This is a genomic window from Jannaschia pagri (genome assembly GCF_019655435.1).
GTDB classification, from domain to species: Bacteria; Pseudomonadota; Alphaproteobacteria; order Rhodobacterales; family Rhodobacteraceae; genus Jannaschia; species Jannaschia pagri.
In genome coordinates this window covers 368208-380914 of sequence record NZ_BPFH01000004.1, presented here as the reverse complement: position 1 = coordinate 380914, position 12707 = coordinate 368208, and the positions used below count along the sequence as shown (strand labels likewise).

The 12707-nt window shown below is 60.2% G+C and carries 13 protein-coding genes; 6 read left to right on the top strand and 7 right to left on the bottom strand.

The features are described 5' to 3' along the window. The first annotated feature begins 44 nt into the window (after positions 1-44). From pstC to phoB, 5 genes are read left to right on the top strand one after another with little or no spacing between them, the layout of a single operon-like run. Positions 45-1514: a phosphate ABC transporter permease subunit PstC gene (pstC, locus tag K5R33_RS12745; RefSeq protein ID WP_220749420.1), complete on the top strand. Its 1470-nt coding sequence runs from the start codon at positions 45-47 to the stop codon at positions 1512-1514. Continuing rightward, on the top strand, positions 1511-2863 hold the full coding sequence (gene pstA, locus K5R33_RS12740; protein WP_220749419.1) for a phosphate ABC transporter permease PstA: 1353 nt from the start codon (positions 1511-1513) through the stop codon (positions 2861-2863). The genes pstC and pstA overlap by 4 nt, the downstream gene beginning before the upstream one ends. A 10-nt stretch (positions 2864-2873) precedes the next feature. Continuing rightward, positions 2874-3671, top strand: a complete 798-nt coding sequence (pstB, locus tag K5R33_RS12735) for a phosphate ABC transporter ATP-binding protein PstB (protein WP_220749418.1) — start codon at positions 2874-2876, stop codon at positions 3669-3671. Between the two features lie 3 nt (positions 3672-3674). Beyond that, on the top strand, positions 3675-4394 hold the full coding sequence (gene phoU / locus K5R33_RS12730; protein ID WP_220749417.1) for a phosphate signaling complex protein PhoU: 720 nt from the start codon (positions 3675-3677) through the stop codon (positions 4392-4394). 3 nt (positions 4395-4397) lie between these two features. Then, on the top strand, positions 4398-5087 hold the full coding sequence (gene phoB / locus K5R33_RS12725) for a phosphate regulon transcriptional regulator PhoB (protein WP_220749416.1): 690 nt from the start codon (positions 4398-4400) through the stop codon (positions 5085-5087). On the opposite strand, the gene choV is transcribed toward phoB, so the two are convergent. Genes choV through K5R33_RS12710 form a run of 3 tightly spaced genes read right to left on the bottom strand, consistent with a single transcriptional unit; the run spans position 5084 to position 7915 of the window. Further along, positions 5084-6127: a choline ABC transporter ATP-binding protein gene (gene choV, locus K5R33_RS12720; protein ID WP_220749415.1), complete on the bottom strand. Its 1044-nt coding sequence runs from the start codon at positions 6125-6127 to the stop codon at positions 5084-5086. The two genes, phoB and choV, sit on opposite strands and share 4 nt — an antisense overlap. Then, positions 6124-6963: a choline ABC transporter permease subunit gene (choW, locus tag K5R33_RS12715; RefSeq protein ID WP_220749414.1), complete on the bottom strand. Its 840-nt coding sequence runs from the start codon at positions 6961-6963 to the stop codon at positions 6124-6126. The genes choV and choW overlap by 4 nt, the downstream gene beginning before the upstream one ends. Before the next feature lie 31 nt (positions 6964-6994). Beyond that, positions 6995-7915 carry a choline ABC transporter substrate-binding protein gene (locus tag K5R33_RS12710; protein WP_220749413.1) on the bottom strand — a complete coding sequence of 307 codons (921 nt, stop codon included), beginning with the start codon at positions 7913-7915 and terminating at the stop codon, positions 6995-6997. Between the two features lie 386 nt (positions 7916-8301). Here K5R33_RS12710 and K5R33_RS12705 point away from each other — a divergent pair, with 386 nt between their 5' ends. Then, positions 8302-9057 carry a LuxR family transcriptional regulator gene (locus tag K5R33_RS12705; RefSeq protein ID WP_220749412.1) on the top strand — a complete coding sequence of 252 codons (756 nt, stop codon included), beginning with the start codon at positions 8302-8304 and terminating at the stop codon, positions 9055-9057. Positions 9058-9389: 332 nt separating this feature from the next. On the opposite strand, the gene tsf is transcribed toward K5R33_RS12705, so the two are convergent. The 4 genes from tsf to K5R33_RS12685 all read right to left on the bottom strand — a co-directional run bounded on the left by tsf (position 9390) and on the right by K5R33_RS12685 (position 12608). Beyond that, positions 9390-10265 (bottom strand): translation elongation factor Ts, encoded by an 876-nt coding sequence (tsf, locus tag K5R33_RS12700; RefSeq protein ID WP_220749411.1) that lies wholly within the window; start codon positions 10263-10265, stop codon positions 9390-9392. Positions 10266-10343: 78 nt separating this feature from the next. Then, entirely contained in the window at positions 10344-11135 is a 792-nt protein-coding gene (rpsB, locus tag K5R33_RS12695; RefSeq protein ID WP_220749410.1) for a 30S ribosomal protein S2, read from the bottom strand. Between the two features lie 173 nt (positions 11136-11308). Beyond that, a complete protein-coding gene (locus K5R33_RS12690) occupies positions 11309-11866 on the bottom strand; it encodes a lipid-binding SYLF domain-containing protein (protein WP_220749409.1) in 558 nt (185 codons plus the stop codon). A 112-nt stretch (positions 11867-11978) separates the two neighbouring features. Beyond that, a complete protein-coding gene (locus K5R33_RS12685; RefSeq protein WP_220749408.1) occupies positions 11979-12608 on the bottom strand; it encodes a hypothetical protein in 630 nt (209 codons plus the stop codon). Between the last annotated feature and the right edge of the window lie 99 nt (positions 12609-12707).

Below are 12707 nucleotides of genomic sequence, written 5' to 3'. Positions count from 1 at the left end.
CCGCTGTGCCATGAGACGCAAAGACACTTACGCGGAGACCACCGATGCCTGTGATTTGGATGCTCGCGATCATCGCGATCCTCGCTGGCGCGGGAATTGTGCTGGGGCGGAAGAAGGCGCTTGCCTCCGCTGGTGGGGACTCGCGCTTGCTGCACTCCCTGCCGGGCTATTACGGCGCCAATGTCGCGCTGTTTGTCGCTGCACCCGCGCTCCTGGTACTGGCCGCTTGGATGGTTCTCCAACCGATCCTCATCGAAAGCCGCGTCGCCGCCACAGTCCCGGAGGACGCCTATGAAACCCAGGGCGATCTGAGCCTTATCCTAGCCGACGTGCGCCGGGTTGCCCGGGGCCTGGACCTAGCCGTTGAGCAAGGGACAATCACCGCCGAGCGGGCCGGGGACATGCGCAGCGAATTCACGGACGTGCGCCAGCGTCTGGCCGAGGTCGGCGTCGCCGTGGGAACGGAGGTTGACCGCACGACGCTGACGGCCGCCCAACGCTACCGCGTCCTAGAGGGGCGTGCCGACCTCGCGATGAACGTGGTCGTGCTGCTGCTGGCGATTGGTGGCTTCGGACTGATGTATGCGAAGACCGACAAGGACTTCCGCGCCCGCAACTCCGTCGAAGCAGCGATTATGGTGATCCTGATCGGCGCCTCGACCATCGCGATCCTCACGACGCTGGGCATCGTATTGTCGATGCTGTTTGAGACAATGAACTTCTTCCGGCAATATCCGGCGTTGGAGTTCTTCTTTTCGACGACCTGGGACCCCAGCTTTTCGGGCCGAGGTGGATCGTCTGAGCTGGGTATTCTGCCGCTCCTCTGGGGAACGCTCTACATCTCGCTCATCGCCCTGCTTGTGGCGGTTCCGATTGGGCTGTTTTCGGCGATTTATCTGTCGGAGTATGCGGGCAAGAAGTTCCGCGGCTTCGCCAAGCCATTGTTGGAAGTCCTCGCAGGTATCCCGACCATCGTTTACGGCCTGTTTGCGCTGATCACGGTGGGGCCGCTGCTCCGCGATGCGATTGCGTCTCCGTTGGGCCTCGGCACCTCCGCATCGTCCGTTATGACAGCGGGATTGGTGATGGGGATCATGTTGATCCCCTTCGTGTCCTCGCTGTCCGACGACATTATCAACGCAGTGCCGCAAGCCATGCGCGACGGCTCCTACGGGCTGGGTGCGACGCAGTCTGAAACGATCCGCCAGGTTATCATTCCGGCGGCCCTGCCTGGCATCGTCGGCGCGATCCTCTTGGCGGCTTCGCGCGCCATAGGTGAAACCATGATCGTGGTCTTGGGGGCAGGGGCTGCGGCCCGGATCGACGCGAACCCCTTTGAGGCCATGACGACCGTCACCGTAAAGATCGTCAGCCAGCTCACGGGCGATACGGACTTCTCCTCGCCCGAGACCCTGGTGGCCTTTGCCCTGGGCCTCACCCTGTTTGTCATCACGCTGGGGCTGAACGTCCTCGCCTTGTATATCGTTCGCAAATACCGGGAGCAGTACGAATGACCGATGCGACCGCCGAAACGCCACGCCGCGGGTCCGGCATGGGCTCCCTCATGGCGTCCGATGACCACACCGCCAAGCGAAACGCGCGCGAAAAGCGCTTCCGCATGTATGGTTTGGTGGCCGTTTGTACGGGCATCCTGATGCTGGTGCTGCTGCTGACGTCGATCCTGACCGCAGGGCTGTCCGCATTTCGTCAGACGACAATTGAAATCAGTGTGACCCTGGACGCGGACCGGTTGGACCCCGAAGGCAATCGCGATCCTGCGGACATGGGGAAGGTCACGACGTTCGGCTATGCGCCGCTGCTGCGCGACGGGTTGATCGGGACCATCGAAGGCGCTGGCATTGAGACCGATTTGGGCGCCCGCGATGTCGCTGACCTCATCTCGGACGAGAGTGTGGCACAGCTTCGTAGCTTTGTTCTGGCGAACCCTGACGTGGTCGGACAGACCATCCCTGTTGAGGTGCTGGCATCAGGCCGAATTGACGGGTTCTTTAAGGGACGCGTGACCTATGAGACGGCTGAGTTGGACAAGAACATCTCGCCCGCGCAACTGCGCCTGGCCGAGGACCTCAAGGCCGCCGATTTGCTGCGCACGGGGTTCAACTGGCGGTTCATCACGGCGCCGGATGCCTCCACGACACGGCCCGAGGCTGCGGGTCTGGGCGTCGCCATCCTGGGCAGCCTCTACATGATGCTGGTGGTGCTGTGCTTGGCGCTGCCCATCGGTGTCGCCGCCTCCATCTATCTAGAGGAATTCGCGCCGCAAAACCGCATCACCGATTTGATCGAGGTGAATATCTCGAACTTAGCGGCCGTCCCATCCATCGTGTTCGGGATCCTCGGCTTGGCCATCTTTATCAACTTCGCGGGTCTGCCCCAATCGGCACCCATCGTCGGCGGGCTGGTGCTGACCCTGATGACCTTGCCCACAATCATCATTGCCACGCGCGCCTCGCTTAAATCCGTTCCACCGTCGATCCGTGATGCGGCCCTGGGGATTGGCGCGTCCAAGATGCAGTCGGTGTTCCACCACGTCTTGCCGCTCGCCATGCCTGGCATCTTGACCGGAACGATCATCGGCTTGGCCCAAGCCCTGGGCGAAACCGCGCCCCTGCTGCTCATCGGGATGGTCGCCTTCGTGCGGGAATACCCCGAGGCCCCTTGGGACGGTGGTTTGTTCGACCCGGCCACGGCCTTGCCCGTTCAGGTCTATAACTTCACCCAACGGTCTGATCCCGCTTTCGTTGAGCGGGCGTCTGGTGCGATCATCGTGCTGTTGGTGTTTCTTCTCATCATGAACCTGACGGCGATCTTCCTGCGCCGCCGGTTCGAGCGCCGCTGGTAAGGGGGCCGACATGAACGACATGCGACTGACGGAGAGAGCCGTGGACAACAATGGGACCAAGATCCGCGCCAAGGGCGTGCAGGTCTATTACGGTGACACCCACGCCATCAAGAACGTTGATGTGGATATCGCGGACAAGACAGTCACGGCCTTCATTGGACCGTCAGGCTGTGGCAAGTCGACGTTTCTGCGGTGTATCAATCGGATGAACGATACCATCAGCGTCGCGCGGGTCGAAGGCGACATTCTGATCGACGGCGAAGATATCTATGACAAGCGCGTGGACCCCGTCCAACTGCGCGCCAAGGTCGGAATGGTCTTTCAAAAGCCGAACCCGTTCCCCAAATCCATTTACGACAATGTGGCCTATGGGCCTCGCATCCACGGGTTGGCCAAGGATAAGGCCGATCTGGATGGGATCGTTGAGAGTGCGTTGCGGCGTGCGGCCCTTTGGGACGAGGTCAAAGACCGTTTGACCGCCCCCGGCACTGGTTTGTCGGGGGGTCAGCAGCAGCGGTTGTGTATCGCGCGCGCTGTCGCCACCTCGCCCGAGGTGCTTTTGATGGATGAGCCGTGCTCTGCTCTGGACCCCATCGCGACGGATCAGGTGGAGAACCTGATCCACGAATTGCGAGCCAACTATAGCGTCGTGATCGTGACCCACTCCATGTCCCAAGCAAGTCGCGTCAGCCAGAAGACGGCCTATTTCCACCTCGGCGAGATGGTCGAGTACGGTGACACGGGCGACATTTTCACCAACCCTAAGGACGAACGGACCGAGAATTACATCACCGGTCGGATTGGATAAGCAATGGCTTCTAACCCACACATTTCCCAGGCTTTTGACAGAGACCTGGAAGCCATCCAAGCCATGATCATGAAAATGGGCGGCCAGGTTGAAGATGCCATCAACAAGGCGACCCAGGCGCTTGTGGAAGGTGACGCGGAACTGGCGGCTAAGGTTCGCGCGGGCGACAAGCAGATTGACGAGATGGAGCTTCAGGTGAACCAAGAGGCGGCGCGGGTCATTGCCCTGCGGCAGCCGATTGCGTCGGACCTGCGGACGGTGCTCACGGTGTTTCGCATCTCGGCGGCCCTGGAACGGATCGGCGACTACTCGAAAAACATGGCGAAACGCTCTGAAATCCTTTTGGATTTGCATCCCGTTGATGGCGGCACGGCGTCATTGCGTCGTATGTCTAAGGCCGTGCAACTGATGCTCAAGGACGCGCTCGATGCCTACATCCAGCGCGACGCCGAATTGGCGGCAGACGTGCGTGCGCGGGACGAGGAAGTGGACCAGATGTATAATGGTCTCTTCCGCGAGTACCTGACCCATATGATGGAAGACCCGCGCAGCATCACGGCCTGTATGCACTTGCATTTCATGGCAAAAAATATCGAGCGCATGGGCGATCTAGTGACCGGCATCGCGGAGCAAGTGATCTATCTCGTCTCGGGCGAACTGCCGGATGAGGATCGCGCCAAGGCGGACACCACGAGCTCCGCGTCGAGCGGAGCAGGGGTCTGACCCATGGGCACGCAACCATCCGTCCTGGTGGTCGAAGACGAGGCGCCCCAACGTGAGGTCCTCGTCTATAACCTGGAGGCCGAGGGGTACATCGTCACCCAAGCCACGTCGGGCGACGCGGCTTTGGAGATGGCCCTCGAGGATTCGCCTGATTTGGTTCTATTGGATTGGATGCTGCCCGAAGTCTCGGGCATTGAGGTATGTCGCCGTCTGAAATCCAGACCCGAAACGCGCATGATCCCGGTCATCATGATCTCTGCGCGATCCGAAGAGGTCGACCGCGTGCGAGGGTTGGAGACCGGGGCCGACGACTATGTGGTCAAGCCGTACTCGGTCGTGGAACTGATGGCGCGGATCAGAACCCAGTTGCGCCGTGTGCGCCCAGCCTCGGTTGGTGAGGTGCTAGAGTTTGACGATATTTCCGTGAACACCGAGGAACACCGTGTCTTTCGCGACGGGGCGGAATTGCACTTGGGTCCAACAGAGTTTCGTCTGTTGACCACCTTTATGGAGCGGCCCGGACGTGTCTGGTCCCGTGACCAGCTTTTGGACCGCGTGTGGGGGCGGGACATTTACGTGGATAGCCGGACGGTCGATGTTCATGTGGGCCGCCTGCGCAAGGCACTCCGTACCGAAAGCAATACAAACGATCCGATCCGGACGGTTCGCGGGACAGGCTACGCGCTCGGCTAAGTCGGAGCGCCGGTGCCTTGGGGGTCCAGCAAACCGCGCAGCACATCATCTTTGCGGATGCGTCCGACAGGCGCGCCGTCGCGTTCAACCATTACCTGGTCCGGCCCGTCCAACATCGTTTCCATAACGGTTGCCAAAGGCGTATCGTCCGGCACGGACGGTGCGTCAGCTGGCCCGTCTGTGTCGGGGACCATGACATCGACAGCGGTTAGAACGCTGAGCGGGTTCATATGGGCAACGAAGTCGGCCACATAGTCGTTGGCGGGCTGTGCAATGATCTGTTGCGGCGTGCCGCATTGGACGATGCGCCCGCCCTCCATAATCGCGATGCGGTTGCCCAGCTTGAAGGCCTCATCCAAGTCATGGCTGACGAAGATGATGGTCCGCTTTAGCTGTTTTTGAAGGTCCAGCAACTCATCCTGCAAACGGGCTCGGATCAACGGGTCGAGGGCCGAGAACGGCTCATCCATCAAAAGGATTGGCGCGTTCGTCACGAAGGCACGGGCCAATCCCACCCGCTGTTGCATGCCGCCCGACAGCTCACCAACCTTGCGATCACTCCAATCGGACAGGCTGACCAGGGCGAGCTGCTCCTCCACCTGCCGTCTGATGTCGGCCTTGCCCATGCCCGCAAGCTCTAGGCCCAGCCCCACATTGTCCCGCACCGTTCGCCAGGGGAGCAGGCCGAACTGCTGGAACACCATCGACACACATTCGCGCCGCACCCGGCGCAGATCCGCTTCGGAACAGCCGGGCAGGGTGGCAGACCAGTCGCGATCACGGATGGTCACGCCACCGCGCACGACCGGGTTCAATCCGTTCACGGCCCGCAGGAGCGTGGATTTGCCCGATCCGGACAACCCCATCAGCACCAGGATCTCACCCTCGGCCACATCGAGGCTGCAGTTGTGAACACCCAGAACCTGACCGGTCGCCTGCTGTATCTCTGCCCGGTCTTGCCCCGCGTCCATCAAGGGCAGGGCGATGCCCGGCTTTTCCCCAAAGACGATGGAGACGTTATCAAACCGAACAGCCGTCATTTCGCATCCCCCCGTCCAAGCATGCGGTCCAACATAATGGCCACCACAACGATGACGAAGCCGCTCTCAAAGCCAAGGGACGTGTTCACCTGATTGAGCGCGCGGACGACGGGCACTCCGAGCCCATCCGCGCCCACAAGCGCGGCGATCACGACCATGGACAGCGACAGCATGATCGTTTGCGTCAGACCAACCATGATCTGGGGCAGGGCGTAGGGCAGTTCGACCTTCCACAGGACTTGACGGCCCGTTGCGCCAAAGGCGCGCGCGGCCTCTAGCAGAGGCAGGGGCGTGGAGGACACGCCAAGGTAAGTCAGTCGAATGGGCGCTGGCAGCACAAAGATCACCGTGGCGATCAGGCCAGGCACCATACCAATCCCGAAAAAGACAATCGCCGGAATGAGATAGACGAAGGTGGGCAGGGTCTGCATCAGATCAAGCACAGGCCGGATCGTCGCATAAAGCCGAGGCCGATGGGCCGCAGCAATCCCAATTGGAACGCCCACCGCCATGCAGACAACGCAGGCTGACAGAACCAGGGTCAGACTCTCAGTCGTCTCCTCCCAATAGCCCTGGTTCAGAATGAACAAAAACCCCAATGCGATGAAAAGGCAGGTCTTCCAATTCCGCCGGAGTGCCCAGGTCATGGCCACAAAGACCGCCACAACGATCAGCGGGTGAGGGGTCTGGAGAACCCAGAGAATACCGTCGATCATGGTCTCTAGGGCGATAGACAGTGCGTCAAACGCCCAAAAGAAGTTGTCCTGAAGCCAATCAAAGACCCCGGCGGCCGCTTTGCCGACGGGGATCTTATTCTCGGTTAGCCAATCTAGCATGCGCAGTCCCGACGATGGGGTGCCATGCTGGTTACTGGAGCGCTGCGGTCACAGCGGCCTTACCGTCGTCCCCGCCGACCGTGGTGACTCCGTCAAGCCAGCCGTCAAGAACGCCCATATTGGCCGTCAGCCAGGCTTTGGCGGCCTCCTCCGGGTCTTCGCCGTCGTTCAAGATCGACCCCATGATCTCATTCTCCATCGAAAGGGAGAATGTCATATTGGTCAACAGCTTACCAACATTGGGGCAGGCGTCCACGTACCCCGACCGGGTGTTCGTATAGACCGTGGCACCGCCAAGGTTCGGCCCAAAGAACTCGTCCCCACCTTCCAGGTAGGTCAGGTCGAAGTTGGCGTTCATCGGATGGGGTTCCCATCCCAAGAAGACGATCGGCTGCTCACGGCGGGTCAACCGCTCCACCTGGGCCAACATGCCTTGTTCCGAAGACTCAACGACCTCAAAATCAGACAAGCCGAAGGCGTCTGCGTCGATCATCGACTGGATCAAGCGATTGCCGTCGTTGCCAGGCTCAATCCCATAGATCTTGCCGTCCAGCGCATCGGCATGGGCCTGGATGTCGCCAAAGGAGGCGATGCCCAGGGCCGCGGCTGCCGAGTTCACGGCCAGCGTGTATTTCGCGCCCTCCAGGTTGGCGACGACGGTGTCGACCGTTCCGGCCTCGCGATAGGGCGCGATATCGCCCTCCATCGTGGGCATCCAGTTGCCCAAGAAGACATCCACATCACCGGATGCCATTGAGGTATAAGTGACCGGGACCGACAACACCTTCACGTCTACATCGTAGCCGAGCGCTTCGAGGACAACCGTCGCGGTGGCCGTCGTCGCCGTAATATCGGTCCAGCCGACGTCCGAGAACACGACATCCTCGCAGGCTGCCTGAGCCATGGATGCGGTCAGTGCGAGCGCGGATGCGGCTGTGGTGAGTCTTAGCATTGGGTCGGTCTCCCCGGGTCATCTTTTGCGCTATGTAGACGTCATCACGACCCGACGTGCAAGGTGACAGCGCCCGATCAGAAACATTGTTACCGGGAACGCAGACCTGCCTGCGGGAGGCATTGACCCAGGTCTTTCGTGATCTTTGTCGTGGAAGACGTCCGCAGGCGTTTTCCATGCGAAGCGCTTCGACAAGGTCTCACGTCCTTTGAAGCAATCTTCTGAGTTTTACGTTGCGGTCTTTGATACCGGATACACCTAAAGGAAAGCTGTATAATCATAGTTATGTAAAATTACTAACGCTGACTGGATGACTACTGTCGCTTTTCACATTGCAACCATACAAGACTTCTGACGCAAAAGCATGGTCATCGCGGGGACTTAGCATGTCGGACATTCAGGGCTATCTGCTGACCGTCACGCAGATTACAACGCTCGAAGACCTTTGGCCCATGCATCAAGATCGTATGGCAAGCTACGGGTTTGACTATATTCTGTATGCCGCTACGCGCTTTCGGACGGACCGTGGCATGGGTGATATGCGGGACGCATTGATCCTGTCCACCTATCCGAAAGCGTTCAACGACGTCTACCTCGATGGTGGTTTGTTCCGGGACGCACCGATGGTTCGCTGGGCGATGAATCATACGGGCAGCCGAAGCTGGCGTGAGATCACAGAAGACTACATCCAAGGGCGGCTGACACCGGCTGAAATGCGCGTCTGTGAATTCAACAGAACCCAGGGCGTGGTCGCGGGCTATGGGATCAGTTTTCCGCGCACGTCTGCGCGGTCGGGTCATGGCATTGGCCTGGCCGCGAGCAACATGACCCAGGACGAGGTTGACGCCGTCTGGGAAAAACACGGTGCCGAAATTGAGCTGATCAATCACGTAACCCATCTGACGATTCTGTCCCTGCCCTATGGCACCCACGGACACCGCTTGACCCCGCGCCAACGTGAAGTTCTTGAACTCGTCGCAGATGGGAAAACCGTCCAGGATGTTGCCGACGTTTTGGGCCGAAATCCTGCGACCGTGGAGAAGCATCTGCGACTCGCCCGCGAGGCATTGGACGTCGAAACGACGGCACAAGCGATCCTAAAGGCCGCGGTTCAGAACCAATTTCACGTCTACCAAGCATGAAAGTTTGCAGCCCGACCAATGGGATGCAAATTTTTGACCGTTAGGTAAGGAAAACCCGACTTACTGACCCAAGGTAAAGGTGTAAACAGATACTTGTCTTGTGAGTGATGGCAATTGCGCCATGGACTAATCGGATTTGGAATGGCCGACGCATTCACCGGTCATCCGGTTCGGGTCGATGAGTTTCGGCAATGCGAGGTGTCTCGGGGTATTTCCCCCGGGACCCGAGCAGTTTTTGGGACATTGTCTTATCCCCAGGCCCAGTCCCGAACAAAAAAGGCGGCGTCGAGACTTCCCCTCGACGCCGCCGCTTCTTGCGAGCTGAACCGAAATCAACCCTGAGCGGCTTTCGCGACTTCGGCGGCAAAGTCTTCCTTAACGACCTCGATGCCTTCGCCAACTTCCAAGCGAACAAAGCCCGTGATTTCGACACCAGCCTCTTCGGCGGCTTTCGCGACCGTCAGGTCCGGGTTCACCACGAACGACTGATTGAGCAGGGTCACTTCGGACATGTACTTCTTCATCCGGCCGACGATCATCTTTTCGATGACGGCTTCGGGCTTGCCGGATTCGCGCGCGATGTCGATCTGAACCTGACGCTCTTTTTCGACAACGGCCGGATCCAGGTCGGCTTCGGAGAGCGACGCGGGGTTCACGGCTGCGACGTGCATGGCAACCTGCTTCCCGAAGGCGTCGTTGTCACCGGACAGAGCGACCAGAACGCCGATCTTGCCCATGCCGGGGGCCGCAGCGTTGTGCACGTAGGACACGACCGAACCGCCAGCGATCTTCGCCATACGGCGCACGGACATGTTCTCACCAATGGTCGCGATCTTGTCGGTCACAGTGGCTTCGACGGTTTTGCCGCCCATATCCGCAGCTTTCAGGGCGTCGACGTCGTCAACGGCCAAGGCCGCCTGGGCGATGCCTTCGACCATGCCTTGGAACTCGGCATTCTTCGCGACGAAGTCCGTCTCGGAGTTCACTTCGACGGCGACAGCAGCGCCCTGCCCCACGGCGACGGCAACCAGACCTTCGGCGGCTGTGCGGCCGGATTTCTTAGCAGCTTTCGCCAGACCCTTGGTGCGCAACCAATCCACGGCGGCCTGCATGTCGCCGTCGTTTTCGGTCAGCGCCTTCTTGGCATCCATCATGCCTGCGCCGGTGGAATCGCGCAGTTCTTTCACCATAGCAGCCGTAATCGCCATGATCTGTCTCCTTCAGAATGGGATGGGCGCAGCCGTAGCCGCGCCCTGTAACCGATTGATGACCCGAGGGTCGTTCAATCAGGCCGAGGTTTCCTCAGCGGCGGGCTCTTCAGCCGCACCGGGGTCGATCTCTTCCTCAAGGGCCTCTTCCATGGCGCCGATGTCGACACCGGCGGCACCCAGCTGTGCAGTCATGCCGTCCAAGGCCGCGCGGGACACGAGATCGCAATACAGCGCAATGGCGCGGGCCGCATCATCGTTGCCGGGGATCACGTAATCCACACCCTCGGGCGAGCAGTTGGTGTCCACGACGGCCACAACCGGGATGCCCAGCTTCTTGGCTTCGGCGATGGCCAGGTCTTCTTTGTTCACGTCGATGATGAACAGAAGGTCCGGCAGGCCGCCCATCTCACGGATACCGCCCAGCGAGGCTTGCAGCTTCTGCTGGTCACGCTCCATGCCCAGGCGCTCTTTCTTGGTGAGGCCTTCGAAGCCAGCTTCCATCGCCTCGTCAATCGCCTTCAGACGGTTGATCGAGTTGGACACGGTCTTCCAGTTGGTCAGCGTGCCGCCCAGCCAACGGTGGTTCATGTAGTACTGCGCGCACATCTCGGCGGCTTCTGCGACGGGCTTTTGAGCCTGGCGCTTGGTACCGACGAAGAGGATGCGACCGCCACGGGCGACGGTGTCGCTCACGACCTGCAGCGCCTGGTCCAACATCGGGACGGTCTGCGTCAGATCCATGATGTGAATGCCGTTCTTAGCGCCGTAGATATACGGAGCCATACGGGGGTTCCAACGCTGGGTCTGGTGTCCAAAGTGAACGCCAGCTTCCAACAACTGACGCAGGGAGAAATCAGGCACTGCCATGATCCATATCCTTTCCGGTTTTAACCTGAGCGGGGGATCAGAGCATCTGCTCAACCGGTGGACCGTCTAGGGATGTCTCCCCCAGGGGCCCGCCCCCGCCTGTGAAGTGTGCGCGGGCTACCCCAGGCGCCGATCCGGCGCAAGGGGCCATTTCAACCTCTGACGTCTGGGCGTCAGGGAATGATGCGGTTGTATTTCTGACCCTCGACGGTGGCGCCCGCGATCAAGCCCGCCTGACCGAAAACGACGGCCACAACCGGTGTCAGCAGCGATGTGGTGTCCGTGGTCAGCGCGCCAGAATTGGACGAGACCGCATATTCTAGATCCGCCCCAGCGACCCAGCCCGGTGAGGACCTGAAGCTATTCAGCGAGGCTGGCGTCATGAAGAACAGCGCATGGGCATATTGCTGCGCCCCGATTTGCAGCCCGATGGAGGCATTCGTCGAGGAATAGTAATCCACGGTCACGTTATCGATCCGCAACGCACCGCGACCAAAGCCACCGCCGATGCCGAAACCGGCCTCCGTAATCAGCGGCATCATCAGAACGCCTGCGGACTTCGAGGCCAATGTCTGGGTTTCGGGCAGCGTGTCGTACATGAAGTTGGTGGCTTCATCCACACGGGCGTCAATCCGGCCTCCGCCGGTGCTGCCCACGCCGTTACCACATGCGGCCACGGCGAACGGAGCGGATGCCGCCACGATAAAGCGGCGACGCGAAAAAGCGGTCATGGGTGTATCCTGTCAATGTCTGCTCAGCCGGGCTCTGACGGCCCGATCATGACGAAACATACCAGAATGGTCATTGCCTGTCACCCCTGCCCCGCAGGCAAGCGGTCGGTGCTCAGGTCCTCGCCTTGGCTCGTCTCAATCCGAAGAAGGATCCAATCGCGGCCAAGAGCAACAGGGCCGACGCGGGCAACGGCACGGGCGCCGGGGCCCCAAACCGGAGATTGTCGATGGTGAACTCATCCGCTTGACCTGTCGCAATGCTGCGGAAGCTTGCAAAGGAGAAGCTGTCATCGGAGATCAATCCAAAGAACCCGTTGCTGTTCGTCCCAGCGGCACCATTGCGCTCAATGACGAAATCCTGCCCGCCGGTTGTGAGGACAGTCTCCTGCGCGCGCAGGCCCGCATAGTCGAAGGCCAGGGCGGTCACGCTGCTCGGGAACAGAAAATCCGTTGAGAAGGCCCCGATGGTGCCATCTTCGTCCACGCCCGTCTCAAACCGCCCAAACCGGACACTATTGTCGTCTACAAAGGGGGCTCCGCCGACAATGGTCGAGGTCACGCCACTGGAGAACTTAATGGATGGCGCCGCAGCAATATCGGAACTGAAATCGTCGAGCGTCAGAACCAGCCCGCCCAACGCCGCCGTGAAAGAGGCTTGATCGTCGAACAAAACAACGGCGGCCTGACTTGTCCCTGCCGTCGCGCCAAGGGCGATGGATGCGCAAACTAGGAGGTGTTTCATATCTCAATCCCGCATAATGTGCTTAGGCGCCGCCCCCCGCCACACTTTCGTCATAGCAACATCTTATTCTAGACGTAAACGCAGATCGGGAAACGACAC